Origin of the sequence: Haloplanus vescus, from assembly GCF_900107665.1 — an archaeon.
Lineage (GTDB): Archaea > Halobacteriota > Halobacteria > Halobacteriales > Haloferacaceae > Haloplanus > Haloplanus vescus.
Window position 1 is genome coordinate 218,110 of record NZ_FNQT01000003.1, and the last position, 25,607, is coordinate 243,716.

Annotated in this window: 27 protein-coding genes and 3 tRNA genes; 15 read left to right on the plus strand and 15 right to left on the minus strand. The window is 68.5% G+C overall.

What is annotated here, in order from left to right; genetic code table 11:
• Positions 1 to 3 precede the first annotated feature (3 nt).
• The gene (locus BLU18_RS11065) at positions 4 to 1,200 is read right to left on the minus strand and encodes an MFS transporter (RefSeq protein ID WP_092635021.1); all 1,197 of its coding nucleotides are present in this window, start codon (positions 1,198 to 1,200) and stop codon (positions 4 to 6) included.
• An 84-nt stretch (positions 1,201 to 1,284) separates the two neighbouring features.
• On the opposite strand from BLU18_RS11065, the gene BLU18_RS11070 reads away from it, so the two are divergent.
• The gene (locus tag BLU18_RS11070) at positions 1,285 to 1,764 is read left to right on the plus strand and encodes a cupin domain-containing protein (protein ID WP_092635023.1); all 480 of its coding nucleotides are present in this window, start codon (positions 1,285 to 1,287) and stop codon (positions 1,762 to 1,764) included.
• Here BLU18_RS11070 and BLU18_RS11075 read toward each other — a convergent pair.
• The 3 genes from BLU18_RS11075 to BLU18_RS11085 all read right to left on the minus strand — a co-directional run bounded on the left by BLU18_RS11075 (position 1,743) and on the right by BLU18_RS11085 (position 3,775).
• Positions 1,743 to 2,039 carry a DUF7853 family protein gene (locus tag BLU18_RS11075; protein WP_092635025.1) on the minus strand — a complete coding sequence of 99 codons (297 nt, stop codon included), beginning with the start codon at positions 2,037 to 2,039 and terminating at the stop codon, positions 1,743 to 1,745. The genes BLU18_RS11070 and BLU18_RS11075 overlap by 22 nt on opposite strands.
• Before the next feature lie 125 nt (positions 2,040 to 2,164).
• Complete coding sequence (locus BLU18_RS11080; protein ID WP_092635027.1) at positions 2,165 to 2,512, minus strand: SWIM zinc finger family protein; 348 nt, start codon at positions 2,510 to 2,512, stop codon at positions 2,165 to 2,167.
• Between the two features lie 63 nt (positions 2,513 to 2,575).
• A complete protein-coding gene (locus BLU18_RS11085; RefSeq protein ID WP_092635029.1) occupies positions 2,576 to 3,775 on the minus strand; it encodes a glycosyltransferase family 2 protein in 1,200 nt (399 codons plus the stop codon).
• A gap of 201 nt (positions 3,776 to 3,976) precedes the next feature.
• Here BLU18_RS11085 and BLU18_RS11090 point away from each other — a divergent pair, with 201 nt between their 5' ends.
• On the plus strand, positions 3,977 to 5,098 hold the full coding sequence (locus BLU18_RS11090) for a tRNA (guanine(26)-N(2))-dimethyltransferase (RefSeq protein WP_092635031.1): 1,122 nt from the start codon (positions 3,977 to 3,979) through the stop codon (positions 5,096 to 5,098).
• 42 nt (positions 5,099 to 5,140) lie between these two features.
• Positions 5,141 to 7,069 carry an ABC transporter ATP-binding protein gene (locus BLU18_RS11095; RefSeq protein ID WP_092635033.1) on the plus strand — a complete coding sequence of 643 codons (1,929 nt, stop codon included), beginning with the start codon at positions 5,141 to 5,143 and terminating at the stop codon, positions 7,067 to 7,069.
• Here BLU18_RS11095 and BLU18_RS11100 read toward each other — a convergent pair whose 3' ends face one another.
• On the minus strand, positions 7,070 to 8,899 hold the full coding sequence (locus BLU18_RS11100) for a hybrid sensor histidine kinase/response regulator (RefSeq protein ID WP_092635035.1): 1,830 nt from the start codon (positions 8,897 to 8,899) through the stop codon (positions 7,070 to 7,072).
• Between the two features lie 105 nt (positions 8,900 to 9,004).
• On the opposite strand from BLU18_RS11100, the gene BLU18_RS11105 reads away from it, so the two are divergent.
• Positions 9,005 to 9,742, plus strand: a complete 738-nt coding sequence (locus BLU18_RS11105) for a creatininase family protein (RefSeq protein ID WP_092635037.1) — start codon at positions 9,005 to 9,007, stop codon at positions 9,740 to 9,742.
• A gap of 18 nt (positions 9,743 to 9,760) precedes the next feature.
• Here BLU18_RS11105 and BLU18_RS11110 read toward each other — a convergent pair whose 3' ends face one another.
• Both BLU18_RS11110 and BLU18_RS11115 read right to left on the minus strand, forming a co-directional pair.
• Positions 9,761 to 10,165, minus strand: coding sequence for a DUF5790 family protein (locus BLU18_RS11110; RefSeq protein WP_092635039.1), 405 nt, complete (start codon positions 10,163 to 10,165; stop codon positions 9,761 to 9,763).
• Between the two features lie 82 nt (positions 10,166 to 10,247).
• On the minus strand, positions 10,248 to 10,583 hold the full coding sequence (locus tag BLU18_RS11115; RefSeq protein WP_092635041.1) for a dihydroneopterin aldolase family protein: 336 nt from the start codon (positions 10,581 to 10,583) through the stop codon (positions 10,248 to 10,250).
• 109 nt (positions 10,584 to 10,692) lie between these two features.
• On the opposite strand from BLU18_RS11115, the gene azf reads away from it, so the two are divergent.
• A complete protein-coding gene (gene azf, locus BLU18_RS11120; protein WP_092635043.1) occupies positions 10,693 to 11,481 on the plus strand; it encodes an NAD-dependent glucose-6-phosphate dehydrogenase Azf in 789 nt (262 codons plus the stop codon).
• 361 nt (positions 11,482 to 11,842) lie between these two features.
• On the opposite strand, the gene BLU18_RS11125 is transcribed toward azf, so the two are convergent.
• Together BLU18_RS11125 and BLU18_RS11130 are read right to left on the minus strand one after the other, a co-directional pair.
• Positions 11,843 to 12,460 carry a DUF309 domain-containing protein gene (locus BLU18_RS11125; protein ID WP_092635045.1) on the minus strand — a complete coding sequence of 206 codons (618 nt, stop codon included), beginning with the start codon at positions 12,458 to 12,460 and terminating at the stop codon, positions 11,843 to 11,845.
• Positions 12,461 to 12,705: 245 nt separating this feature from the next.
• A tRNA-Arg gene (locus tag BLU18_RS11130) sits at positions 12,706 to 12,778 on the minus strand.
• Positions 12,779 to 12,892: 114 nt separating this feature from the next.
• On the opposite strand from BLU18_RS11130, the gene BLU18_RS11135 reads away from it, so the two are divergent.
• The 4 genes from BLU18_RS11135 (at position 12,893) to BLU18_RS11150 (ending at position 16,445) form a co-directional block, all read left to right on the plus strand.
• Entirely contained in the window at positions 12,893 to 13,363 is a 471-nt protein-coding gene (locus BLU18_RS11135; protein ID WP_143025261.1) for a hypothetical protein, read from the plus strand.
• A 129-nt stretch (positions 13,364 to 13,492) separates the two neighbouring features.
• Positions 13,493 to 14,938 (plus strand): single-stranded DNA binding protein, encoded by a 1,446-nt coding sequence (locus tag BLU18_RS11140; RefSeq protein ID WP_092635049.1) that lies wholly within the window; start codon positions 13,493 to 13,495, stop codon positions 14,936 to 14,938.
• A gap of 67 nt (positions 14,939 to 15,005) precedes the next feature.
• Positions 15,006 to 15,437 (plus strand): histone family protein, encoded by a 432-nt coding sequence (locus tag BLU18_RS11145; protein WP_092635051.1) that lies wholly within the window; start codon positions 15,006 to 15,008, stop codon positions 15,435 to 15,437.
• Positions 15,438 to 16,445 carry a histone deacetylase family protein gene (locus BLU18_RS11150; protein WP_092635053.1) on the plus strand — a complete coding sequence of 336 codons (1,008 nt, stop codon included), beginning with the start codon at positions 15,438 to 15,440 and terminating at the stop codon, positions 16,443 to 16,445. It begins immediately after the preceding gene.
• Here BLU18_RS11150 and cca read toward each other — a convergent pair.
• On the minus strand, positions 16,442 to 17,791 hold the full coding sequence (gene cca, locus BLU18_RS11155; protein ID WP_092635333.1) for a CCA tRNA nucleotidyltransferase: 1,350 nt from the start codon (positions 17,789 to 17,791) through the stop codon (positions 16,442 to 16,444). The genes BLU18_RS11150 and cca overlap by 4 nt on opposite strands.
• A 122-nt stretch (positions 17,792 to 17,913) precedes the next feature.
• Here cca and BLU18_RS11160 point away from each other — a divergent pair.
• The 3 genes from BLU18_RS11160 to BLU18_RS11170 all read left to right on the plus strand — a co-directional run bounded on the left by BLU18_RS11160 (position 17,914) and on the right by BLU18_RS11170 (position 20,745).
• A tRNA-Asn gene (locus BLU18_RS11160) sits at positions 17,914 to 17,986 on the plus strand.
• A 110-nt stretch (positions 17,987 to 18,096) separates the two neighbouring features.
• Positions 18,097 to 19,191, plus strand: coding sequence for an ABC transporter substrate-binding protein (locus tag BLU18_RS11165; RefSeq protein WP_092635055.1), 1,095 nt, complete (start codon positions 18,097 to 18,099; stop codon positions 19,189 to 19,191).
• Between the two features lie 21 nt (positions 19,192 to 19,212).
• On the plus strand, positions 19,213 to 20,745 hold the full coding sequence (locus tag BLU18_RS11170) for an ABC transporter permease (RefSeq protein WP_218124091.1): 1,533 nt from the start codon (positions 19,213 to 19,215) through the stop codon (positions 20,743 to 20,745).
• A 21-nt stretch (positions 20,746 to 20,766) separates the two neighbouring features.
• Here the strand turns inward: BLU18_RS11170 and BLU18_RS11175 are convergent, their stop codons facing one another.
• Together BLU18_RS11175 and BLU18_RS11180 are read right to left on the minus strand one after the other, a co-directional pair.
• Positions 20,767 to 21,192, minus strand: coding sequence for a GtrA family protein (locus BLU18_RS11175; RefSeq protein WP_092635059.1), 426 nt, complete (start codon positions 21,190 to 21,192; stop codon positions 20,767 to 20,769).
• Positions 21,193 to 21,200: 8 nt separating this feature from the next.
• Positions 21,201 to 22,625 (minus strand): sulfatase, encoded by a 1,425-nt coding sequence (locus BLU18_RS11180; protein WP_092635061.1) that lies wholly within the window; start codon positions 22,623 to 22,625, stop codon positions 21,201 to 21,203.
• Between the two features lie 155 nt (positions 22,626 to 22,780).
• Between BLU18_RS11180 and BLU18_RS11185 the strand changes: the two genes are divergently transcribed.
• The 3 genes from BLU18_RS11185 (at position 22,781) to BLU18_RS11195 (ending at position 24,178) form a co-directional block, all read left to right on the plus strand.
• Positions 22,781 to 22,885: transfer RNA gene (locus BLU18_RS11185), tRNA-Ile, on the plus strand.
• A gap of 263 nt (positions 22,886 to 23,148) precedes the next feature.
• Entirely contained in the window at positions 23,149 to 23,349 is a 201-nt protein-coding gene (locus BLU18_RS11190; protein ID WP_092635063.1) for a hypothetical protein, read from the plus strand.
• A 172-nt stretch (positions 23,350 to 23,521) separates the two neighbouring features.
• Entirely contained in the window at positions 23,522 to 24,178 is a 657-nt protein-coding gene (locus BLU18_RS11195) for a CRISPR-associated protein Cas4 (protein WP_092635066.1), read from the plus strand.
• Here the strand turns inward: BLU18_RS11195 and BLU18_RS11200 are convergent.
• The 3 genes from BLU18_RS11200 to BLU18_RS11210 are packed head-to-tail and all read right to left on the minus strand — an operon-like array spanning position 24,161 to position 25,535.
• Positions 24,161 to 24,742, minus strand: coding sequence for an L-threonylcarbamoyladenylate synthase (locus tag BLU18_RS11200; protein ID WP_092635068.1), 582 nt, complete (start codon positions 24,740 to 24,742; stop codon positions 24,161 to 24,163). The genes BLU18_RS11195 and BLU18_RS11200 overlap by 18 nt on opposite strands.
• On the minus strand, positions 24,742 to 25,254 hold the full coding sequence (locus BLU18_RS11205) for a redoxin domain-containing protein (protein WP_092635070.1): 513 nt from the start codon (positions 25,252 to 25,254) through the stop codon (positions 24,742 to 24,744). Before BLU18_RS11205 ends, BLU18_RS11200 begins: the two co-directional genes overlap by 1 nt.
• Positions 25,254 to 25,535: a glutathione S-transferase N-terminal domain-containing protein gene (locus BLU18_RS11210; RefSeq protein WP_092635073.1), complete on the minus strand. Its 282-nt coding sequence runs from the start codon at positions 25,533 to 25,535 to the stop codon at positions 25,254 to 25,256. Before BLU18_RS11210 ends, BLU18_RS11205 begins: the two co-directional genes overlap by 1 nt.
• Positions 25,536 to 25,607: the final 72 nt, after the last annotated feature.

Genomic DNA, 25,607 nt, shown 5'->3' on the forward strand with positions numbered 1-25,607 from the left:
CCACTACTTCGCCGTCCCGCGCCAGGTGACGACGGCGAGCGACGCGGCGCCGACTGCGAGCACGGCGGCGAGGAGGCCGAAGCCGACGGCCCACCCGGCGTCGTCGGCGAGCGTTCCGACGACGGCGGGGCCGAGCGCCCCCACGAGGATGTAACTGGTGCGGACGGCGCCGAAGCCGACGCCTTGATCCGTCTCGGCGAGTGCCGTCACCGCCCGCGCTTGCACGGGCGGCCCCCACGCCATCGCGACGCCGACGAGCGCCACCGCGGGCACCGCGACCAGCGCGCCCTCCGTGAGCGCCAGACTCGCGTAGCCGAGGGCGCCGAGGGCGAACAACCCGCCCGTCACGGCGTCTCGTCCGAGGCGGTCGGCGGCCCACCCGCTCACCGGCTGGAGCGCCGCCACGATGCCGAAGTACGCGGCGAAGAGCGCGCCTGCGGCGGACAAGGAGAGGCCGTGGTGGACGACGAGAAACGTGGGGAGAAAGGAGAGCGTCGCCAGCGACGCGAACTCCCCGACGGTGGCGAGGCCGACGCTGAACGCCACCGGCGGGCGAGCGAGGACGCCGACGAGTGCTCGCGGCCGCACCGACGCGCCCCCGTCGGTCCGCGCCGGCCGCGGTGCTGGCGCGCCTCCCGACCCGCGCACGGCGACGACGCCGAGCACCAAGACGGCGACGAGCGCCCCGCTCCCGACGGCGACGCGCCACCCGAACCGCGCGCCGAGCAGCGTCGCCAGCGCCGGCGCGACCAGGCCCGCTGCCTGACTCCCCATCCGGTGGACGCCGATGACGCGGCCCACGTCCTCGAAGCGCCGGGCGAGGAGCGCCGTCGCCGGCGTGTAGTAGAGGCCGGCGCCGACGCCGAGCAAGAGCGCGAACGCGCCGAACGTGAGCAGCGAGGGCGCCGCCGCGAGCGCCACCGCCGCCACCGCCGTACAGCCGAGGGCGGCGAGGACGACCCGACGCGGCCCGTAGCGGTCGCCCGCCGCGCCGCTCGGTGCCTGCGCGACGGCGTACACCACCCACATTCCGGTGAGTATCGCGCCGATGGCGCCCTGCGAGACGCCGAACGAGTCGCGCAGCGACGGGACGACTGGGCTGACGAGCAACTGCGCCAGCCGAACCGCGAAGTACGCGCCGACGCAGACGGACAGCGCCGCGTGCCGCTCGTCCAACTGTGCTATACTATACCGTGACATTACTTGACACACATAGCAGTCTATAGTGATATATATTTCGCCGTTCGGCGTAGCGTCTTTCTCTCCCCCTGCCGAGCCGTCGGTATGCACGTCAACGAGGCCGAACTGGACTGGGAGACGGTCGACCACGACGAGACTGGCTTTCGGCGCAAGCGCCTCGCCGCCGCGGCGGGTGGCGAGCGGCTGGGCTGTTCGCTGTACGAACTCCCGCCCGGGGAGCGCTCGTGGCCCTTCCACTACCACACCGGCAACGAGGAGGCACTCTACGTCCTCGCGGGCACCGGACAGTTGCGTACCGCCGACGGCGTCGAGGAACTCGAAGCCGGCGCGTACGTCGCCATGCCCGCCGGCGAGGCGGGCGCTCACCGCGTGAGCAACGACGGCGACGAGACGCTCCGCTATCTCGCCGTCTCGACCATGGACGACCCGGACGTGACCGTCTACCCGGATTCGGGGAAAATCGGCGTCTTCGCCGGCTCACCGCCGGGGAGTACCGAGTCGCGAACCGTCGCGGGCTACTACCGCCGCGACGACGAGGTGGACTACTGGCTCGACGAGGCCTGAGCGCCCAGCGCGGTCCGAACAGCTGCTGCCGGCTCTCGGTCGCGCTCCGGCGCGTTCTCAAGATGCGCGTCTAGGGCCTCGCGGGCCACCTCGCGGTCGGTTTCGTCGAGCCGAGCGCCCGACTCGATGCGGTCGATGACCGCGACGACCCGGCCCACGTCGCCGTCCGCCGCGGCGGTTCGCTCTGCGTGCTCCACCACCGCCGCGTGCAGGACCCACGCCGCTTCTCGGGACAGGTCGATTCCGCGGGGTCCGTGTCGGTGTGTCGGGGACATAATGTCTCGCTTCGGGGGAGGTGTATGAGACTCTTGTGGCCCTCATACGGTTTATTGTAAATCATCACCGGTGGTTCGCCCGCCCGTCTCGGCGATCCACCGGAACACAGTTACAATAATCCGTATCAGATGAACTCACGCACGTCGGAGTACCACATGTCGTGGTGGTCGACGGCGTCGACGCGTTCGGCGATTTCGACGGCGAGGGCGTGCCAGCACAGGTCCGTCGGGTCGCTCTGGTCGAGGTTGTACTCCGCGTCCTTGCAGGTGCAGGAGCCCTCCTCGACGATGTACTCGTCGTCGTGGCCGACGACGACGGTGAAATCCCGGTACTGCTTGATTCGCTCCTCCGAGACGGCTTCGATGGCGCGTTGCCCGCGGTCACCGTGGGCCGAGAGAATAGCGTCGACGATTGGCCCAGACAGCGCTCCCGCCGCCGAGAGCGCCGCCCGCCAGTCCTCCTCCTCGCTCACGACCAAATCCGTCGTCCCTCGGCGTCTAAAGGAGTTCGGTCGGACGGACGCCGTGCGGTGGCGTCACCCGTCGCCCACCTTCTCTGTCACCCGAAACTCCTCGGGCGGGTCGACGATGCCGGCGGCCGTCCCCATCGAATGCACGAGGGCGATAACCGGCGTCAGCGGCACCGCGAGCGCCCACGTCAGCTTGCTCCGTCCGTAGTACACCACGCCGCGGAGATACCAGAACGCGGTGAGGACGCCCAAGCCCAGCGCCGTCAGCGCGAACAGTCCGGTGGTCACGACGCCGATGCCGAGCACCGATAGCGGGACGGCCACGAGCGTCACGACCGGCGAGAGCGCCCACGCGAAGTTCCGCACGCGCGTCAGCGCCTGATAGCCGCTGGGCAGGTCGGTCGACGCCCGGAGATTCCCCGCCGCCCACCGCCGGCGCTGCTGGGTAATCTCCGTCAGCGACGGCGGCGCTTGATTCCGACACACCGCCGTCGCGAGTTCGAAACTGAACGACTCACAGTGCTGGGCCGCGGTCCAGACGAAGGCGGTGTCCTCGACCAGCGTCTCGCGGTCCCACGTCACCTCGTCCTCGACGGACTGGCGGACGGCGATGCCGCCACCCCACGCGAACAGGGGAATGGAGAGCCGAGCGAACGCCCGCTGTTCGATTTGGACGCCCATCCGGTACACGTCGGCGAGATAGGAGAACACCGACCCGGTTCGCTGGGGTCGCTCGCGCAGCTGGACCACGTCCGCGTCGGGCAGGCCGTCGAACGCCTCCAGCAGGCTGTCCTCGTCCAGATACAGGACGTACTCGCGGTCACACGCGAACTGTCGGCGCGCCCACTCGATGGCTCGCCCCTTCCGCACCGCGTCACAGTCGAACTCCTCGGGGACGACGTGAACCGTCGCGCCGTCGACGTCCATGGCCGTCTCCGCGACGACGCGCACGTCGTCGAACGCTGCCGGGAGCGAGTCGACGGTCTGTTGGACGACCGACTCGGCGTCGACGGTGAGGATTCGGACCTGCACGTCGTCGGCGCCGTACGCCGGGTCCGGCGATTCGTAGCCCGCGCCGACGACGTAGGTGAGGACGGCCCACGTGAGCGCCGTCGCCGCGAACAGCGCCATCGACCCCGCGAGCACGAGTTCGAACGTCTCGCGCCAGTCGACGACGCCCGGCGTCAGCCACGGTGCCACCGTCGCGACGGCGGCCAGCACGATAATCGCGCCGGCGCCGACGAGCGTGATTCGTTCTGGTTTCATCGTCGTCTCCCCACCGCGCTGGCCACTTCAACCCGGACCACCGTCGCGGCCGGCTTCGCCCCAATTAATCCGAGCTAACCCGCGAAAACCGGATATTTCCCGGTCGTACCCCGTTCTGAGTCGTTCGCCCCGGCCGTTCGCGCCACTTCCGCTTCGCCCGCGAACCGCGCCGTTTTTCGGCGCACCCACCCCACATCGACCATGCGCGTCACCGAGGGTGGAGTCGAGTTCGAGGTGGCCGACGCTCGCGACGGCGCGAGCGAGGGCCGCGGCGACGACGTTTTCTACAACCCGACACAGGAACTGAACCGCGACCTGACCGTCGCCGTCCTCCGAGCCTACCGCGAGCGCGAACCCCGCGCCGACTCCTATCTCGACGCGATGACTGCGAGTGGCGTCCGCGCGCTCCGCGCCGCCAACGAGGGCTGGGACGTGACCGCCGCCGACACCGACGCCGAAGCCGTCGCCCTCGCCCGCGAGAACGCCGCTCGCAACGATTTGGATGTCGACGTGCGCGAACGCGACGCCAACGCCCTGATGCACGATTCGACCCACGACGTCATCGACCTCGACCCCTTCGGGACGCCCGTCCCCTTCGCCGACGCCGCGTTCTCGAACGCCCGCGACCTGGTCTGTGTCACCGCCACCGACACCGCGCCGCTCTGTGGCGCCCACTTCGAGAGCGGGGTCCGCTCCTACAGCGCCGTCCCCCGAAACACCGACTACCACCCCGAGATGGGGCTTCGAATCCTCCTCTCGGCGATGGTGCGGACCGCCGCCCGCTACGACACCGCCGCTCGCCCAATCTGCTCGCACGTCTCGCGGCACTACGCCCGTACCTACCTCGAACTCGACGGCCGCGCGACGAAAGCCGACGAGTGCATCGACGAACTCGGCCACGTCTACCACTGCGAGGACTGTCTCACCCGCGACCACGAGTACGGCCTCATCGCCGACCCGCCCGAGGCGTGTCCGGCCTGTGGCAGCAATCGCGTCGTCACCGCCGGCCCGCTCTGGTTGGGCGCTATCCGCGAGTCCGAGTTCGTGGCTCGCGTCGCCAGCCACGTCGACGACGAGATGGGTGAGGCGGCCCGCGCCCGCCGCACCCTCGACACGCTCGAAACGGAGCTCGACCGCCCCACCCACTACGACCAGCACCGCCTCTGCAAGGAGTGGACGCGCTCGGCGCCCGCGATGGACGACTTCCTCGCCGAACTCCGGGACGCCGGCTTCGAGGCCTCTCGCGCCCACTACCACGGCACGGCGTTCAAGACGGACGCCTCGGTGGCGGAGATTCGCGAGGCGACGACCGCAGGGGAGTGAGCGGGCCGTAGCCTTTTGGCGGCGCGTCCCCGAATGCCGTCGATGGACGTCCCCGCGGACGACGACCCCTTCGAAGCCCAGCGTGAACGAGCGAGCAACCCGATGCGGCGGCTGTTCGACGAGTACGGCCGCGAGCGGTCCGGCACCTTCGCCGTCGGCGTCGCGGCCAGCGTCTTCGCTCGCGTCCTCGACCTCCTGCCGCCCCTGATGCTCGGCATCGCCGTCGACGCCATCTTCCTGAACGAGAGCGAGTTCTCCCTCCCGCTCGTCCCGGACCGGTGGCTGCCGACCGACCCCGAAACGCAGTTCTGGCTGGTCGTCGGCATCGTCCTCTTCTCCTTTCTCGGCGGCGCCGTCCTCCACTGGTTCCGCAACTGGGGCTGGAACCGCTTCGCCCAGTACGTCCAACACGCCATCCGCACCGACACCTACGACGCGATGCAGCGGTTGAACATGACCTTCTTCGCCGACAAGCAGACCGGCGAGATGATGTCGGTGCTCTCGAACGACGTGAACCGGCTGGAGCGCTTCCTCAACGACGGCCTGAACTCCGCGTTCCGCCTCGGCGTGATGGTCGTCGGCATCGCCGCCCTCCTCTTCTGGATGAACTGGCAGTTGGCCATCGTCGCCCTCCTCCCCGTCCCGCTCATCGCCCTCTTCACCTACCAGTTCGTCAAGACCATCCAGCCCAAATACGCCGACGTTCGCTCCACCGTGGGGCAGGTCAACTCCCGTCTGGAGAACAACCTCGGCGGCATCCAGGTCATCAAGACGAGCAACACCGAATCCTACGAGGCCGACCGGGTCGAGGAAGTCTCCGGCGACTACTTCGACGCCAACTGGGGCGCCATCGAGACGCGCATCAAGTTCTTCCCCGGCCTCCGGGTGCTCGCGGGCCTCGGCTTCGCGCTCACCTTCACCATCGGCGGCCTGTGGGTGTTCCGCGGCGAGGGGCCGTGGCTCTTCACCGGGACGCTCCGCCCCGGCGAGTTCGTCACCTTCATCCTCTACAGCCAGCGGTTCATCTGGCCGATGGCCCAGTTCGGGCAGATAATCAACATGTACCAGCGGGCGTACGCCTCCGCCGCCCGAGTCTTCGGACTGATGGACGAAGACGCGGGTATCGAGGAGCGTCCCGACGCCGCGGAACTGGTCGTCGACGACGGGCGCGTCGACTACGACGACGTGACCTTCGGCTACGGCGACGAGACGATTCTCGACGGCGTCTCCTTCACCGCCGAGGGCGGCGACACGGTGGCGCTCGTCGGGCCCACTGGCGCCGGGAAGTCGACGGCGCTCAAGCTCCTCCTCCGGATGTACGACGTGGACGACGGCGCGATTCGCGTCGACGGACAGGACGTTCGCGACGTGACCCTCGCCAGCCTCCGGGACACCATCGGCTACGTCAGTCAGGAGACGTTCCTCTTCTACGGGACGGTGCGCGAGAACATCACCTACGGCGCGTTCGAGGCGAGCGACGAGGACGTCGTCGCCGCCGCGAAAGCCGCCGAGGCCCACGAGTTCGTCACGAACCTGCCCGACGGCTACGACACGATGGTCGGGGAGCGCGGCGTGAAGCTCTCTGGCGGCCAGCGTCAGCGTCTCGCCATCGCCCGCGCGATGCTCAGAGACCCCGACATCCTCATCCTCGACGAGGCGACGAGCGACGTCGACACCGAGACGGAGATGCTGATTCAGCGGTCGCTCGACCGCTTGACCGCCGACCGGACCACGTTCGTCATCGCCCACCGACTCTCGACGGTGAAAGACGCCGACCAAATCGTCGTCCTCGACGACGGCGAGGTGGTCGAGCGAGGCTCACACGAGGATCTGCTGGCGACCGATGGCCTCTACGCCAGCCTGTGGAGCGTGCAGGCGGGCGAAATCGACGACCTGCCCGCGGAGTTCGTCGAGCGCGCCACCGACCGGGGCGCACGGGCCGAGACGGACGGGGCGACGACCGACCAGTAATCAGCCGAACTCGACGCCGCGGATTTCGAAGCGCGCGCCGCCGGCCTCGCTCTCGGTCACGTCGACGTGCCAGCCGTGTGCCGCGGCCACCTGCTGGACGATGCGGAGGCCGAACCCCGTGCCGTCCTGCACCGTCGAGTAGCCGGCGTCGAACACCTCGTCGCGTTCGTCCGGGGGGATTCCCGGGCCGTCGTCGGCGACGTAGAAGCCGTCCTCGAGTTCGCCGACGGTGATGGTCACGTCCTCGCCACCGTGGTCGACGGCGTTCGTGAGGAGGTTCTCGACGAGTTGCTGGAGGCGTCCCCGGTCGGCTAGAATCTCGCAGTCGACTCGGACGTCGAGCGTCGCCGCGTCCGCGGGGAGCGTCTCCCAGCAGCGCCCGGCGAGCGCCGACAGGTCGACGACCGCCCAGTCGGTTATCTCCTCGCCCGTCCGGGCGAGGGTGAGGAGGTCGTCGATGAGCGCCTCCATCCGGTCGTGGGCGCGGATTGCGGCGTCGAGATGCGAGATGTCGCCCTCGTCGCGCGCCAGTTTCGTCCGACTCTTCGCGACGTTCAGCGGATTCCGGAGGTCGTGAGAGACGATGCTGGTGAACTCTTCGAGGCGCTCTTTCTCCCGTTCCAGTTCCTTTCGCTCGCTGATGTCGATGTAGAGTGCGAGCGTCCCGACCACCTCGTCGCATGCGTCGTACCGCGGCACCGCGCGCAACAGCGTCTCCACCACGTCGCCGTCCGCGGTCAGTAACTCGCGGTCCTCGCGGACGAACTCGCCCGCGAGCGCCCGGTCGTAGCCGCCACCGTCGAGTAGTTTCCGCGCTGAATCAGCCGTGTAGTACGTCGCCAGCGGCGTCCCCACGATATCCTCGTGCGACTCGCCGACCGTCTCCGCGAACCGCTGGTTACAGTCGTCGATGACCGGCTTGCCGTCCTCCTCTCGCGTGACCACCGCCATCACCGGTGCTTCCTCGAAGAGATAGCGATACTGTGCCTCGAGTGCCTCGGCCTGCTCTTCGAGTTCGCGCTCTCGCTCCTTGCGGTCGGTGATGTCGGTGATGAACCCCTCCAGCACCCGTTGCTCGCCGTCGGGTGCATCGACGAGCTGCCCTCGCTCCCACATCCACCGCGTGTCGCCGTCGGCGGTGACGATGCGGTAGGTCACTTCGAACGACTCGTTGGTCGCGAGGCTGTCTTGGACGTGCTCCCAGATGCGGTCGCGGTCGGCCTCGTGGAGGACGTCCTCGCCCCACGCCACGTCACCGTCCTCCAGTTGCTCGCTGGTATACCCCGTGAGACGAGTCACCTCGCCTTCGACCGTCGTCATCGGCCACCCCGGTTCGTTCCGACAGCGGTAGACGATGCCCGGGAGGTTGCTGATGAGCGTCTCCAGTCGTCGCGTTCGCTCCGCCAACAGCTGCCGGGAGCGATGGCCGTCGACGACGTTCTCGACGCGGTTCGCGAGCAGTTCGTATCGTTCGGTGCTGGCTCCCTTCTGGAGGTAATCCGTCACGCCCGCGGAGATGGCGTCGCTGGCAACGTCTTCCGACCCCCGCCCGGTGAAGAGGACGAACGGTTTGTCCGGCCAGCGCTCGCGGACCCGTTCGAGGAACTCGATGCCGTTCGTCTCCGGCATCTCGTAGTCGGCGACGACGCAGTCGACGGCCCCGTCTTCCAGTCGAGCCAGGCCCTCGCGTGCGCTCGTGGCCGTCTCGACGACGATGCGCTCGTTCGCCCGTTCGAGAAACGAGGCCGTCAAGTCCGCGAACTCCGTGTCGTCGTCGACGTGTAGGACCCGTATCGGCCCCCCCGGCTCCGGATCGCCCACTCCATCCATGGTAATTGTCTACGTGGACCAATGCCCCAGACCGACCTAATGGTAACGGGCCGCCCCGTCGGTATCTGGCCGGACGTTGAAGGCCCCCGACGCCGAGATGCGGATATGCACCTCAGTGACGCGACGTGGACCGACGTTCGCGACGCCGACACCGACCTCGCGCTCCTCCCCGTCGGAAGCACGGAACAACACGGCCCGCACGCCCCCCTCGGCACCGACGCGATGCACGCCGAGACGGTCGCCGAGGCGGGCGCCGACCGCTACGACGGGTCCGTCGTGGTGGCGCCGCCCGTCTCCGTCGGCGTCTCCGAAGAACACCGTCAGTTCGCGGGTTCGCTCTGGGTGTCGCCAGACACCTTCCGTCAGTACGTCCGCGACGTGGTCCGGAGCCTCGCCCACCACGGCTTCAACCGCGTCGTCGTCGTCAACGGCCACGGGGGGAACGTCCCCGCCCTCGGCGAAGTGACTGCGACCATCACCCGTCACGACGACGCCTACGCCGTCCCGTTCACGTGGTTCGAAGCGGTGGGGGAACACTCCTCGGACATGGGTCATGGGGGGCCACTGGAGACGGCGCTGTTGCGTGCGACCCACCCCGAACTCGTTCGCGAGGACCGCATGGAGGAGGCACAGGCGGGTGCGAGCGACGGCTGGGGGGATTGGGTGTCGCGGACGAACCTCGCCCACGACACCGCGGAGTTCACCGAGAACGGTGTCGTCGGCGACCCGGACGCGGGCGACGCGGAGTTGGGTGACGAACTGCTGGAGTCGGCGGCGGCGTCGCTGGACCACCTCCTGCAAGCGGTGGCCGACCGCGACGTGTCGCGGCCGCCGAACCGCTGACTCGCCGCGAACGCTTCCTCACTCCTCGTCGTCGGCTTCGAACTCTTGGAGCGCGCCCCGAAGCTCCGGCACCGCGTTCGTGAGGTCGCTCACGTCGTCGTGTGCGTCCTCGATGTCGTCGATGAGGGCTTCGAGGTCCTCGATGGCAGCGGCGAGGTCGTCGGCGTCCTCGAAGGCGTCGGCGCGTTCGCCCATCGTGTACCACTTCTTCGCCTGCCGGAGGTGCTCTTCCGCGTCGCCGACGTCGAGCGCGGAGCGAAGGCCGTTCAGCACGCCGAGGACGTTGTCGGCCTCCGTCTCCCACACGTCGGCGGCCGCCGGGAGTTCCTCGCGTGCCTTCGACAGGTGATTCTCCACGTCTGCGCGGACCTCCGCCGCCGCTTCGCCGAAGAGTTCGTCGTCACCGAGAGTCGTCTGGCTCATGGACGCCAGTTCACCGCCGTGTGAGTTAAACGCACGCCCGAAAGTGAAAGTGAAACGTCGGGATTCGAGGCGCGAGCGACCGCTATTCGACGGCCACCACCTGCATCAGCGGGTAGCCGTCCTCCATCACCATCTCCGTCCGGACAGTCACGCCCTCGTATACGATGCGCATCTGCACCTCCATGAACCGCCCCGTGAGCTCGACATAGCCGTGGTCGTCGGCCGCCTCGGCGAGGGCTTCCTCGTCGATATCGACGTCAACAGCCTCGCAGAACGGCTGATTCTCGATGGCCTCGGCCATCGCGCGTTCGAGACTCGGCGCGCTCTCGGGCGAGAGGGGCGTCCCCGCGAACTGGTGATAGAGCGAGCCGAACTTGATGCCGGCCTCGAAGCAGGCCTGCTGTGGGTCGGTGACCATGCCGGGTCGTCGGCCCCGTGGGGGTAAGGTCTGTCGTCGGGCGGCATAGCAGTCCACGCCACCATCGAATCGGTTGTTACTTGGGTTCGGTGGCCCCATTGACGCTCGAATGGACGACCCGGTATTACTGACTGGCGCGGGTGGGCGCGTCGGGCAGGCCATCCTCCGCGGGATTGGTGACGCCCACGACTGGCGACTGCTCGACCGGGAACCGCTGTCGAGCGACCACCTCCCGACGGGCGTCGGCGAGGACGACGTCGTCGTCGCGGACGTGACCGACGAGGACGCGATTGCCGACGCGATGGACGGCGTCGGCGCCGTGATTCACCTCGCGGGCGACCCTCGTCCCGAGGCGCCGTGGAACTCGGTGCTTGAGAACAACATCGACGGGACGCAGACGGTCTACCAAGCGGCCGTCGATGCGGGCGTCGAGAATGTCGCCTTCGCCTCCTCGAATCACGCCGTCTCGGCGTACGAAACCGACACGCGCACCCCCGAGATGTATCGGCCCGACGACGACTACCGCCTTGACGGGACCGAACTCCCCCGTCCCGGCAACCTCTACGGCGTCAGCAAGGCCGCGGGCGAGACGCTCGGCCGCTACTACCACGACACCGAGGACCTCTCCGTGGTCTGTGTCCGCATCGGCAACCTCACCGAGGGGCATCCGCCACGCAACTACGAACGCGGACAGGCGATGTGGCTCTCGCATCGCGACTGTGCACACCTCTTCGACCGCTGTATCCGCGCCGACTACGAGTACGAAATCGTCTACGGCATCTCCGACAACGAGCGCAAGTACTACTCCATCGACCGCGCGCGAGAGGTCTTGGGCTACGACCCGCAGGACGACTCCGCAGAGTACACGCTGGCGGGCGACCCCATCGACGACGAATAGCGCCGCGCAGGCGAAACCTATTCGCACCTGAGGCTCGATACGGGAGTATGGACCGGCAACAGGCCATCGCCCTCGTGTTCGTCTTCCTCATGCTGTTCTCGTCGCTCGCGTACACGGTGTCGATGTTCTGAGCGGGGGAGCAATTAAGCCAATTCCCGTGCACGACCCCGTGTGTATGCGAGCAACGTGTCCGTTCTGTGGCGACCGCGTCGACGTACTCCCCGACCACCTCGAAGACTGCCACGACGCGCCTCGGGACGACCCCCGAACGTCGTGATTCATACGGGTTATTGTAAGTCAGTACCGGCGGGTCGCCGACCCCTCTCGGCGACCTACCGGAACACAGTTACAAGAATCCGTATCAGGCGTCGAACAGCCCTGCAACGTCCGCATACTCCCGGTCACGACGCTCGACGTGTTCGGCGAGTCGCCGATAGACCAGCGACCGCGCCGACTGGGCGGCCACGAACTCCAGTAGCGTGGTCGTAAAGAGCGTCCGCTCGCCGCCCTCGATTTCCTCGCGCGCGAACGTGATCGCTCGCTCGATTGGGTCTGAGTCGTAGTCGTACTCGGTGGCCAGCACCCGCGCCGCCGTCGCCGCCGCCTCGAATCGCAGGTCGTCCGGCGTCAGCACCTCGCCGTCGTACCGGAGCGACGGCGGGGCGCGTCGCTCCACCCACACCGGGTCGGCGTCCAGACGTGCGAGCGCCGCGCGAACGGGGGCGAGGCCGACGCCGCGATACGGCGACGGGAGACCGTCGAGATACGCCGTCGCGCTCTCGGCGAGTCCCGTTGCCCCGCTCCAGTTGCCGGTGCGGGCGTGGTGGAGCGCCGCCGTGAACTGGATGAGGCCGTGGAGGAATCGCTCGTCGTCGGTCCCGGATTCGAGGTCGAGCCACGGTCCCTCCCACGCGTCGTGCGCGGCGTGATACTCGCCGGCGTTGTAGAGGGCAATCCCCGCGCGGAGCGACTCGTCCATACACGGTGTTGCGGGTCGAGGCTGAAAAGCGGCGTCGTCGGAGCGTATCTGCCGACGTAGACGACTCGCCTCGTCGTTGTGGTGTCGGCTGCGTCCTGACGGAGTCCCACGCGAGCGTCAGCGAGCGTGGGGCAAGTCAGGACGTGAACAGCGCGAGACCGGTGGTCTCGCGTGCAGCCGGCTGACATCGGTCAGCCGGCGACGAAAGGAGTGACCTGACGAAGTCAGGTCACGAATGAAATGAACGTCCTGACGGAGATTTGAACTCCGGTCCCTGGCTCCGCAAGCCAAGAGGATAGTCCACTACCCTATCAGGACTCATTCATCCATACCGGCGAGTCGCTTAAGACGGTTACGATACGCCGCCGGGAACGTCAAACGGTCTCTTGTGTCTCCCGAAAGAGTATGTCCCCGCCCCGTCTCCGGTCGGGTATGCATCGGAGAACGCTACTGCGGGCGGCGCCGTTGCTGGCGCTGGCTGGCTGTACTGGTCGCGGCGGGGGCGACACTCCCCGCGTGACCGACCGCTCTTTCACGGACACGGGTGAGTGTACCCACGGCGACGCCGACGCCGAGACGGCGACGGTCGACGCGTCGTCGACGGCCGTCCGAATCGGCGGGTGCATCACCGGGCCAAATGGGTGTGCGGTCGCGGCGCTCGACTCGGCGACTGTCGAGGGCGACGAACTCATCGTCGTCGTCACGACGGAACGGGACGCGCCGCCGGATACGTCCTGTACCGAGGCGCTGGTCTATCGCTCCTACGCGGCGACCATCACGCTCGACCACCGCGTCGGCTCGGTCCGCGTAGTCCACGACACGCCGGGCGGTCGGGAGACGGTCGCCGACACCGCGTCGGACGGCCACGAGAGCGAGGAGGAGTCCCACCGACTGGACACGTAGGTTCATCCCGGATGGCGACGCACCTCGTCACATGCCGGCGATAGATTCGGGCCCGAAATCAGCAGACGGAAACGGGGCGTTCGGGCAAGGACAACGCTTAACCGACGGGTTCGCCTGTTGCTGGATACGATGGGCGTAATCGAGGACGTGTACGAGGACCTCGACACCGACGTTGATTTCGAGGAGTTCGAGGCCGCCGTACACGACAAGGTCGAGCAGATGGGGGGGCTGGCCGACGAGGAGACGGCAGCGATGCTCATCGCTCACGAACTCGAAGACGAGGAGGTGAGCGGTGTCGCCGACATCGACCCCGAGATGAACGAGGTGAAGTTCCTCGCGAAGGTGATCGGCGTCGGCGACTTGCGGACGTTCGAACGCGACGACGCGGAGGACGAGGACGCCGAGGAGGGCCGCGTCATCAACGTCGACGTGGCCGACGAGACCGGGCAGGTCCGCGTCTCCTTCTGGGACCGGATGGCCCAGTCGGTCGACGACGGCGAAGTCGCTGTCGGCGACGTGCTTCGCATCAAGGGCCGTCCGCAGGAGGGGTACAGCGGCATCGAGGTCAGCGCCGACCAAGCCGAGGTCGACGAGGAGGCGGAAATCGACATCCAGATTCAGGACACCTACCAGATCGACGACCTCTCGCTCGGCCTCTCGGACGTGAACCTTCGTGGGCGCGTGCTCGCGACGGACTCGGTGCGGACCTTCGACCGCGACGACGGCTCCGAGGGTCGCGTCGCCAACCTGACCATCGGCGACGAGACCGGTCGCGTCCGGGTGACGCTGTGGGACGAGCGAGCGGACCGGGCCACGGAGCTCGACACCGGCACCTCCGTCGAGGTGGTCGACGGCTACGTCCGCGAACGCGACGGCGACCTCGAACTCCACGTCGGCTCTCGGGGCGCTGTCGAGGAAATCGAGGACGCGGTCCACTACGACCCCGAGACGACCGACATCGCGGACCTCGAACTCGAACAGACGGCCGACATCGCGGGCGGCGTCATCGAGACGGACCAGAAGCGGACGTTCGACCGCGACGACGGCTCGGAGGGGCAGGTTCGGAACGTCCGCATCAAAGACGAGACGGGCGACATTCGCGTCGCGCTCTGGGGCGAAAAGGCCGACTTTGACGTTGACCTCGCGGACTACCTCGTCGTCACCGACGCCGAGATTCAGGAGGGGTGGCAAGACGACCTGGAAGCCTCGGCTGGGTGGCGCGCGACGGTGACCGTCACCGACCCGCCGAGCGACGCGCCGGGGACGGACGACGCGGGCGGCGCCGACGCTGGCGGCCAGGACGGCAACGCGGGCCTCGGTGCCTTCGGCGACGACGGCGGCAGTGGAGCGGCCGGCGGCGAGGCAGCGACCGTCGCGGCAGAGACGGCCGACCCGGACGACGGCGAGACGGTCCAGTTCACGGGGACGGTCGTCCAGGCCGGGAATCCGGTCGTCCTCGACGACGGCACCGAGACGCGGAGCGTCGAGACGGAGGCCGACCTCCGACTGGGCGAGGAGGTCACGGTTCGCGGCCAGATTCACGACGGCCGCATCGACGCCGACGAAGTGCGGTAATATTCGCGGCGAGACGGCCACTCGGCCGACGGAAAGGATTATACGCGCCACGTACCCCTATCGGGGTATGAGCGTCGAGTTACCGTTCGCCCCGGTAGACACGATCATTCGTCGGAACGCGGGTGACCTGCGGGTGAGCGCGGACGCGGCGGAGGAACTCGCCCGGCGCATCCAGCGCCACGGGGCGGAACTCGCCGTCGACGCGGCGGAGGCGGCGACGGGGGACGGCCGGAAGACGCTGATGGCTGCCGACTTCGGCGTCGAGCAGGTGGTCGACCGTGACTCCCTCGAGCTCCCCGTCGCACCGGTCGACCGCATCGCCCGCCTCGACATCGGTGACAGCTATCGCGTCTCGATGGATGCCCGCATCGCACTCGCCGACATCTTGGAGGACTACGCGGACAACGTCGCCGCGGCGGCGGCGACGCTTGCCAACCACGCCGACCGGCGGACCATCCAGGCCGAAGACATCGAGACGTATTTCGCGCTCTTCGAATAGATGCAGTTCGGCTACAGCGACACCTGTCTCGACCACGATACGGGCGAACGCCACCCGGAGACTGCCGACCGGTTGCGCGCCATCCGCCGGCAGCTCTCTCGGCGCCACGGCGTCACCTACGTCGACGCCGACCCCGCGTCGGTCGAGGCGGTCACCGCTGTTCACGACGCCGCGTACGTCGAGGAGGTCCGCGAATTCTCCGCGGACGGCGGCGGCGACTGGGACACCGACACCGTCGCCTCCGAGGGTACGTGGGACGCCGCACTCAAGAGCGCCGGCCTCGCCCAGTGGGCCGCCGAACGCGCCCTCGCCGGCGACGACGGCCGCGATACACCCTTCTCCATCGGGCGCCCGCCCGGCCACCACGCGACCATCGACGACGCGATGGGCTTTTGCTTTGTCAACAACGTCGCCGTCGCCGCCCAGTCCGTCCTCGACGACGGGTCGGCGACGCGCGTCGCCGTCTTCGACTGGGACGTCCACCACGGCAACGGCACGCAGGACATCTTCTACGACCGCGACGACGTGTTCTACGCCTCGATTCACGAGGAGGGACTGTATCCGGGTACCGGCGCACTCGAGGAGACGGGAGAGGGCCAAGGAGAGGGCGCGACGCTCAACGTCCCCCTCGCGTCCGGCGCGGGCGACGCCGACTACCTCCTCGCCTTCGAGCAGGCGATTCGCCCCGCGTTCGCACGCTTCGACCCGGACCTCGTCCTCGTGAGTGCGGGCTTCGACGCCCACCGCCACGACCCGATTTCGCGGATGCGCGTCTCCACCGAGGGGTACGCCCGCCTCACCGACCGGATTCGGACGCTCGCCGACGACGTGGGCGCTGGCCTCGGGTTCGTCCTCGAAGGTGGCTACGGACTCGACACGCTCTCGGAGAGCGTCGCCACCATCCACGAGACGTTCGACGGCCGCGACCCGCTCGAAGACGACGGCGACGCGTCAGAAGACACGACCGACCTCCTCGCCACGGTGCGGGCGCGCCACGGCCTCGCTTAGGGCGTCGGCTCGAAGTAGCGCGCGAGTTCGACGCCGAATTCCGGAGCGAGCGTCGCCACCTCGTCGCCGACGTAGCACTCGTACCCTTCTTCCAACGCTGTCTCGATTTGGGCGCCGAGTCCAACGTCGAAGAGCGCGTCGCTCGTCAGATACGCCGCCGGCGTCGTGAACTCGCGTTCGCGTTCGACGACGTAGCGGTCACCGTCGATGAAGGGGCCGTACACGTCGTCGTCGGCGTAGGCGTCGTAGAAGCCAGACGCGTGTTCGCGAACGTCGACGGGCGGGCCGTCGTGCCGCGTCACCGCGGCGAGTTCTTCGACGGCGAGTTCGACCAGCAGGACGGCGCGCTCGTCGGCGAAGGTCGCCGTTCGGAGCGGGGCGAACCCGCGCCGGTCGAGTTCGCCCGCGATGCCGTTCAGCGACTTGCGCAGCTGGGGGTAGAGTTGGTCGTCCACGAGGTCGGGTGCCTCGAAGACGAGGGCGACGGGCGTCGTCCCGCGCCGGTCGAGGTGGTCGCGGACGGCGTCGGCGTCGAGTGGGTCGGGGTCGCTCGGGACGAACAGGGAGTCCCGCGGGTCCGCGAGGAGGTCGCGAGCGTAATGCTGGAGGCGGGCGACGTTCTCGGCGGCGCAGACGGCCGCGACGTTTCGCTCGGGGTCGGTCGGGTCGATGACCACGAGGGGGTCGTCGAAGGTCGCCGTCCCGTGGTCCTCGGGGTCGAGCCGAACCGGGGGATGCCAGTCGGCGGCCGCGCGGAGGAGGGCCTCGAAGCCGCCGTGTTCGAGGACGAGGAGTTCGGAGAGGTAGCCGGAGAACCCGCGGGTGCGGAGGTCGCTGCCGTAGGCGCCGATGCCGGTGAGGAAGGCCTTGAACAGGCGCACGTCGTGCGCGAGGTCGGCGTCCAGACGCTCCTGGAGGTAGGCGTCGTGGAAGGGCGTGCGGTCGACCGCCGACTGAATCTCCGTCGCGTCGGCCACGTCGTAGCAGGGGACGAGGTCGACGTCGAAGCCGTGGAATTCGCCGGTGACGTAGGGGTGTTCCGCGTACTCCTCACGGCCGTCGGGGAGGGCACTCCGGCCGACGTCGAGGCCGTAGCGCTCCAGTTCGGCGCGGTTGAGGTCGGGCGGGAAGCGGACGAACAGGTCGATGTCGCGGTCGTCGGCGAGCCACGTCCCGCGAGCGGTTGACCCGACTTGGACCACGTCCGCGTCGGCGGGCACGTCAGCGAGGGCGTCGTGGATTCGGTCGGTCAGGGCGTCGACCGCTTCCGCCAGACGCTCTCGCTCCTCGGCGTCCGGGGTCACGCGGTCGGCGACGCGCGTGACGACGGCCTCGAAGTCGCTCATGGCGTCGTGTCGGCGCGCCCGCGCGGAAAGCGTGTCGGTGTGGCACGACATCGTGTGACCGGCCGACGGGGCGCGGGTGAAAACGAAAGCCCTTTGGGTCGACTGCAACTACCAGAAACTGAGCCGTCGTAGCTCAGATGGTAGAGCACCTCGCTGTTAACGAGGTGGTCCCAGGTTCGAGCCCTGGCGACGGCGCTTCTCTGTCTTCAACGTTCGAGAGGCGACGCCTCGCGCAGTCTGTTCCCAATTAATAAGAATTCCTGTGAAATGTTTAAGTGAAACAAATCCTACCGCCATGCACGAGCATGTCTTGGGAACGCAGCACACGGCGAGACGCACTTCGGGCGGTCGGTGTGATGGCGGGCGCCGGACTCGCGGGGTGTGTCGGTGGGTCGGGCGGGAGCGCCAGCGCCGAGTCGGAGGACCCGACCTCCCTCTCAGTCATTCTGAACTGGAAACCGAACGCCACGCAGGCGGGTTACTTCGTCGCCGACCAGAACGGCTTCTACGAGGAGGAGGGCCTCGACGTGACACTCGTCTCGGGCCAAGGTGGTGGGTTCGCGGCCAAACAGGTCGGCCTCGGGAATCAGGACCTCGGCCTCGGGACCGGTGTCGCCCTGTTGCAGGCGCGGGACAAGGACCTCGACGTTCGGTCGTACGCGAACGCGCAGGCCTCGAACGCCGCCATCTACACCGTTGAGGAGCAGTTCGGTGGCGAGCTCACCGACCCCCAACAGCTCGCCGGTAAGCGCGTCGCCGCCGTCGCCGAGTCGGCGAAGACGATGACCTACCTCGAGATGCTCCTCGAACAGGAGGGGATTCGCGATGAGGTCGAACTCGTCAATGTCGGCGTCGAACAGCAGACCTCGAACCTCCTCTCGGGCAACGTCGACGCTGCGGTCGGCATCTTCTCCGACTCCGTCGGCCTCGCTCGACAGGGGTACAACGCCTCGATGCTTTGGCTGGCCGACTACACGCCGGCCATCGGGCGGACCGTCTTCACTCGCCCCGGCTACGCCGACGAGAACGGCGACGCCATCCGCGGGTTCCTCCGGGCGACGGCGCGCGGGTGGGCGTGGGCGTCCAACAACCCCGAGGGGGCGATGGACCGGATGGTCGACGCCCGCTCCAGCCTCTCACAGTCCCGCGAGATGGGCGTTCTCAAGCTGAAATACACGGCGAAGAACCTCGTGTTGTCCGACACGGTCCGCGAACACGGCTGGGGTCACCAGCGCGCCGACGCGTGGGAGCGCGTCGTCTCGAACCTCGCCGATAGCGGCGTCGTCGACACCGGGATTCCGGTTGCCGACGTCTGGACGAACGACTATCTCGACACCGAGGCATCGGTCGTCGGCGACTACGCCGCGCAGGTCACCACCGACTACGACCTCCCCGTCTGAATGCACGCCGGTCGCCGCCGCGTGCGCCAGTTCGTCGACGGCCTCGCCCGCCCCGTCGTCGCGGCCGTCACGCTCGCCGCCGCCCTCGTCTGCTGGCAGGTAGCGACGGTGCTCACCGGCGTCCCGACCATCCTGTTGCCCGCGCCGACGGCGATTGCGGGCGCGCTTCAGGGGCACCGCGCCGACATCGCCGGTCACCTCGTCTACACGACCTTCGAAATCGGTCTCGGGTGGCTCGTCGGCGTCGGCGCGGGCGTCGCGTTCGCGGGCGTCATGGCCGCGTCGCGGCGACTCCGCCTCGCCGTCTACCCGCTCTTGCTCTCCGTCCGCATCGTCCCCCTCGTCGCCATCGCACCGCTGTTGATCGTCGCCTTCGGGGCGACGCTCTACACCCGCGTGCTGATGGCCGCGATTCTCACCTTCTTTCCCGTGACCGTCGCGTCGCTCGACGGCCTGCTCTCCGTCCCGTCGAGCCAACTCGACCTCTTGCGGTCGGTGGAGGCGTCGACGTGGGCCCGGATTCGACACGTCCGACTGCCGAACGCACTCCCGAGCGTCTTCGCCGGCGTGAAAATCGCCACCCCGCTCGCGGTCGAAGGCGTGTTGCTCGCGGAGTTTCTCGCGGCGTCGCGCGGCCTCGGCTACGCCGTGTTGCGCGCCGCGGCCGACCTGGAGACGGCGCTCGTGTTCGCGCACGTCACGCTCATCGTCGGCGTCGGCCTGACGCTGTTCGGCTTCGTCTCGGTCGCGGAACGCCTGCTTCGCTGGAGCGACGCCGACGGCGTGAGCGCCTTCGGCACGCGGACCGGCGGGGGCGACGCCCCGCTCTCGGAACGGCTCCGCTTCGGCGCCGTCGCGCTCTGTCTCCTCGCCGGCCTCTGGGTCGTCGGCACGCTCACCGTCCCGAACGCCGACGCCTTCCTGCCCGCGCCGCCCGAGGTGGCGTCGCGGCTTCTCGCCGCGCCCGGACTGTTCGCCAGCGCGACGCTCGGCTCGCTCTCCAAACTCGCCGCCGGGTGGGCGCTCGGGGCGGCTGTCGGCGGCGCGGTGGGTGCGCTCGTCGCTTTCTTCCCCCGGACTCGTCCCGTAGCCGGCCCGTTCCTCGTCGGCACGCGCGTGACGCCGACCATCGTCGCCGCGCCGCTCTTGCTGGTCTGGTTCGGTATCTCCGTCAGCGCCGCCACGGTGCTGATAGCGCTCGCAACCTTCTTCCCCATCGCCGTCGCGACGGCGAGCGGGTTGACGACACTCCCCGAGACGCACCGCTCGCTGCTTGACTCCGTCGCTGCGCCACGCCGTGCGCGTATCGCCGTCAGGCTGCGCTACGGCGTTCCGACCGTCCTCGCGGGCGTGAAACTCTCGCTCGTCAGCGGGCTCTCCGGCGTCGTTATCGCGGAGTGGTTCGTCGCCAACGGCGGCCTCGGCGTCTTGGTCAATCAGGGGATGCGAAACTTCCAGCCCTCGCTGACGTACGCGGCCATCGTCTGCCTGTTCGCGCTCGGTCTGTCGCTGTTCGGGAGCGCGACGCTCCTGCAACGTCGGCTGGACTGGTAAGTGGCGTTGAGAGACCGCGCGTCAGTCCTTCCACGTCCACCGCGATTCGAGGACGTACCGATAGACGCCGCTTACGACGATACCGACCCCGTTGGCGACCAGATACGGGACCGTCGCGAGCGAGACGAGGCCGAACAGGATGCCCAACTGGATTGGGATGGCCGACCCGCGGACGAGGTTCGTCCGCAGGAGGCCACGTCCGTACTCGCGCCACCCCTGATGGCGGGCCGCGCTGAACGTCCAGCGATTGTTGACGCCGTACTGGAGGAGGATGGTCACCTCGATGGAACAGATGGCCGCCAGAAGATACTGGATGTTCCCCCACTCGACGAGCGCCCCGAGGAGGCCGGTCTGGAAGCCGGCGGCCAGCAGTCCGACGAGGAAAAACCGGCGGAGCTGCACCGCCTCCGGCCCGACCAGCATCGCTCGCAGGTATCGACGGAACATTCCGGACGCTATCGGTAGCCGAGTGCCTTTAATCTGGTTTCGATATCCCCGTCGACGCCGGCCGCCTCCTCCTCGGCGTCCACCGCGTCGAGCACAGCGACGTGGTCGTCGACGACGCCACGCAGTCGGTCGCGGGCCGTCTCCGTCTCCGGGTCGTCGGCCGCCGAGCGGTCCGTTCGTTGCTCCGGGTCGGCGTGGCGGTCGTACAGCTCTTCCTCGCCCGTCACCGTGTTCCGGATGTACGTCCAGTCATCGTCGCGGGCGCTCACCACCAGGTCGCCCTCGTCCAACGACCGCGGAATCGGCTGTTGGGTCACGTCGTCGCCACGGACGGTGACGGTCACGACCGGGCGGTCCGTCGGTGCGGTCCCGTCGCGGAGCGTCGGGCGCAGGCTCTCGCCCACCCACTCCTCAGCGGGGTCGACGCCGAGCAAGTCACAGACTGTCGGCGGGATGGCGTCGAGTCCGACGTGTTCCGAGACGCGTCGCGACGGCATCCCCGGTACGTCGATTATGAGGGGGACGCGAACCAGTTCGTCGTAGAGCTTCGGGTAGTGGGCGAGGTGGCCGTGGTCCATGAACTCCTCGCCGTGGTCGCCGGCGACGACGAGTGCGGTGTCGTCGGCGACGCCCGCGTCGTCAAGGGCGTTGAGCAGACGCCCGACGCTGGCGTCGACTTGGCGGACGGCACCCTGATACAGCGTCCGCAGGTCCGCGAGCGTTCGGTCGCCGACGGACCACCCCAGTCCCGTTCGGACGTGCGCGACCAGCATCCGCGTCTTGCCGACGCGGCGGTCGGTGTCGCGGAGATACCGCGGCGCCGGGACGTAGGGCGTGTGGACGTCCATGTAATGTATCCAGAGGAAGAACGGCTCGTCGGTGTCGGCGACGAAGGAGGTGGCCGCCTCTTCGGCGTCGAGCATCCGCGAGGCGTCGGTGAACGGCCGGTCGTCCGCGCCCCCTCGGAGGAAGTTACCGGCCCGGCGGAACGGCGACGTGAGCAGTTGAATCCACGCCCCCCACGTCGGGTGCGCGGCGACGAACTCGCCGGCGGGGCCGTCGCTGCCGCCGCCGACGAACGCGTCGAAGTCGCCGAAGCCGTCGTCGTACCCCCACTGCTCGGTGAGGAAGCCGTTCGCGGCGTTGTAGCCGGCGGTGGCGACGCCGGCATCCTGTAACTGCTCGGCAAGTGTCGTCGCCCCGTCGACGCCGATGCGGCCGGTGTCGGCGAACACGGGGCGCGAGGCGAGAATCGACGGGAACGACATCGGCGTCCAGTTCCCGTGTGCGAAGGCGTTCTCGAAGACGGTGCCGCGGTCGGCGATGGCCGAGAGCGTCGGTGTCTCGTACTCGTCGGTGTACGGGCCGATGGCGTCGGCCCGGAGCGAGTCGATAGTGACGAGAACGGCGTTGGATACGGAGGCGTCTGTCATGAGTGGTGGGCGTCGACGGCAGACGTCGCGAGAGTGCGATTCGTCCCGTCGACCATCCAGTTGTCGTGAACTACGTCGATGGACACCCTCAACCTTTTGATACCGACGAGCGAGTCCGGCACGTTCAAGGCGTCCGAGTGTCGATACGCGCAGGAGGGCCCTTAGCTTAGTCTGGTTAAAGCCCCCGGCTCATACTGCCTGCGGCACGTCCGCGGGCATGGGACACCGGGTGATCGCTGGTTCGAATCCGGCAGGGCCCATCCCACTTTTCCTCGGTCGCTTCGTCGCCGGCGCGAAGCACCGGCTGCCCGAGGAACCTCCGGTTCCTCGTGCTCCCTCGCAAAAACGTGGGGAAAAAGACCGCAGAGCAGGATTCGACTCAGGGAGTGGAGCGAACGAAGTGAGCGAAACGGCCGAGGTTCGAATCCGGTGGCACGAACGCCGGCAAAGTGCCTCAAGCACTTCCCTCACGACGCGCAATGAATGCCAAAAGCCAAACGTCGCTCGCCCGTACAGTCGGGTAATGAGTGAATCAGACGACGCGCCTTCGGGCCCAAAAATCTCGGTTGCAGTCGTGGACGAGTCCCACACGAACGAAATCCCGGACAACATCGACTCCGAACTGTACACGACGACGCGACCGGAGTCGTCGATGGTCGAGTTCGACGCGGCGCCGGACAGCGACCTGGCGGAGGCACTCCGGCGACACGGCTACGACCTGTAAGCCACCGCTCGTTCCGTGAGACGGTTCTGTTGACGATTCGGAGAGTCACGACAAAGCCGGGTTCCTGTCGGTTTCTCGTCTACACGCAGAGCGTACAGCCAGCGGACCGCCGAGGTTCGAATCAGCCGAGGCCACCCAGCGCTTCAAATACCATCCCGCGCCCACCGCCCCCGTGCTCACGTTCAGCGGCCTCGCTCGGGCGGCGTACTGCCTGCGACAGCACTACTACGCCCAGCGAGACGACGAGGGGGGTCCGCCACCGGACGCCCGGGACCGACAGCGCCTCGCCTTTCGCTACGCTTCGTTGCGCGAGGCGAGCGACGCCGACCTCGCTACTGAACCGATAGCGCCCTCGCCGTCGGCGTATCGGTCAGCGCTCGACTCACTCGCCGCCCGCGACGACTGGGACGGACTCGTCGACCCGGAAGCGACGCGCGTCACCTTGACGGGCCGGGAGTGTCGCGGCCGCGCGCACAAGATTTTGGCAGGCGACCCGCCGGTGCCGACGTTCGTCTCGCCCGGCCGGCCACCGGCACGAGGTGTCTGGCGCCCGCAACGCGTTCGCGCGGTGGCGATGGCGAAGGCGCTGGCGTGGGAACGCGAACGGGAGATTCCGGCCGCGCTCGTCGAGTATCCGACTCACGGAGTCGTTCGGCGGGTCGACCTGACGACGCGCACGCGGGCGGCGTATCGGCGGACGGTCCGGTCGGTCCGGGATATCGACGGGCCCCCGCCGCGAATCGACGACGAGGCCAAGTGCGACGCCTGCGAGTACCGCGAGGAGTGTGGCGTTCGGACCCGGTCGCTCAAGTCACTGCTCGGCCTGTAGCCACGCCTCGATGTCGTCGGCCATCGCGCCCCGCCGGTGAATCACGCCCTTGCCGGGGTCGACGACGGTGCTCTCGGTTCCGGGCGTCTCGCCGCCGTCGACGACGGCGCCGGCGCCCTCGCGGACGCGCGAATCGAGGTCCGACACGCGGGTGACACTCGGCGCTCCCGAGCGGTTGGCGCTCGTCGCCGTCAGCGGTGGCGTGCGTTCGAGGAGGGCGAGCGCCGTCTCGTGGTCGGGGATGCGCACGCCGACGCGCTCCCGACCCGCCGTGAGGTTGTCTGGGAGCGTCTCGCGGCGCTCGACCACGACGGTCACGGGACCGGGGAGGAAGCGGCGCATGAACGCCGCTTCGCGCTCCGTCGGCCGGGTGTATTCGAGTGCGGCGTCGACGCTCGGTACGCCGAGCGAGAGCGGCTTGTCCCGAGGCCGTCCCTTCAGGTCGAACACTCCCGCCACGGCGTCGGCGTCGGTGGCGTCGGCGCCGAGGCCGTACACCGTCTCGGTGGGGTAGACGGCGGCGTCACCGTCGCGGACGGCCGCCGCGGCTTCGTCGAGGCCCATTACTCTGCGAGCGCCCGAATCTCGGCTTCGAGGTCGTCGTACGGCGGGAAGTCCGGCCACTCCTCGGCCACCCACGCGTGCTGGACGGTCCGGTCCTCGTCGAGCAGGAAGACAGCCGGCCGTGGCTCCGAGACGCCAGCCATCCCGTCGAGGTCGTGGGCGACACCGTAGGCCTCGGCCACTTCGTTCGAGGGGTCGGCGAAGAGGTCGTAGGGCATCTCTCGCTCCTCGACGAGTTGCTTGTGGGCGTAGGGCGTCGAGATGGAGACGCCGACGACGGTGAGGTGGTCGTCCCACTCGCGGTCACGGAGTTCGTTCCAGATGTACGTCGCGGGGAAGGCGCCGTCCATGGGGTAGAACACGAGGCAGACGGGGCCCTCGTCCGTGAGGTCGGAGAGCGAGGCGTCCTCCCAGAACTCGTCGTTGACGAGTGGGCGCGTGAAGTCGGGGGCTTGCTCGCCTTCGGCGACGTGGTCGGCGTCGGGCAGGGGAACGACGTCGAAATCGACCATCAGGCCGACCCCCCGTCGACGAGTCCGTCACCGTACGTCTTCTCCAAGTACTCCACGACGTTCGCCGACTCCGACATCGTCACGCCGGTTCGCTCGTCGACGATGGCGGGGACGGGCCGCGACCCAGCAACTCGCTTGACCACGTCCCGCTCGGAGTGCATCGGCTCGACGAACCGCGAGGTGTAGTCGAGGCCGAGGTCCTGGAGCGTCCGAACGACGCGCTCGCAGTACGGACACGCCTGCAGTCGATACAGGGTGATCGGCGGGTCGCTGTCTGACATGCGCCACAGTTGGGTCGGCGTCCGCGTAAGCCCTTCGCTCGGGTGAGACGGTACCTATGAGGGCAACGCTTA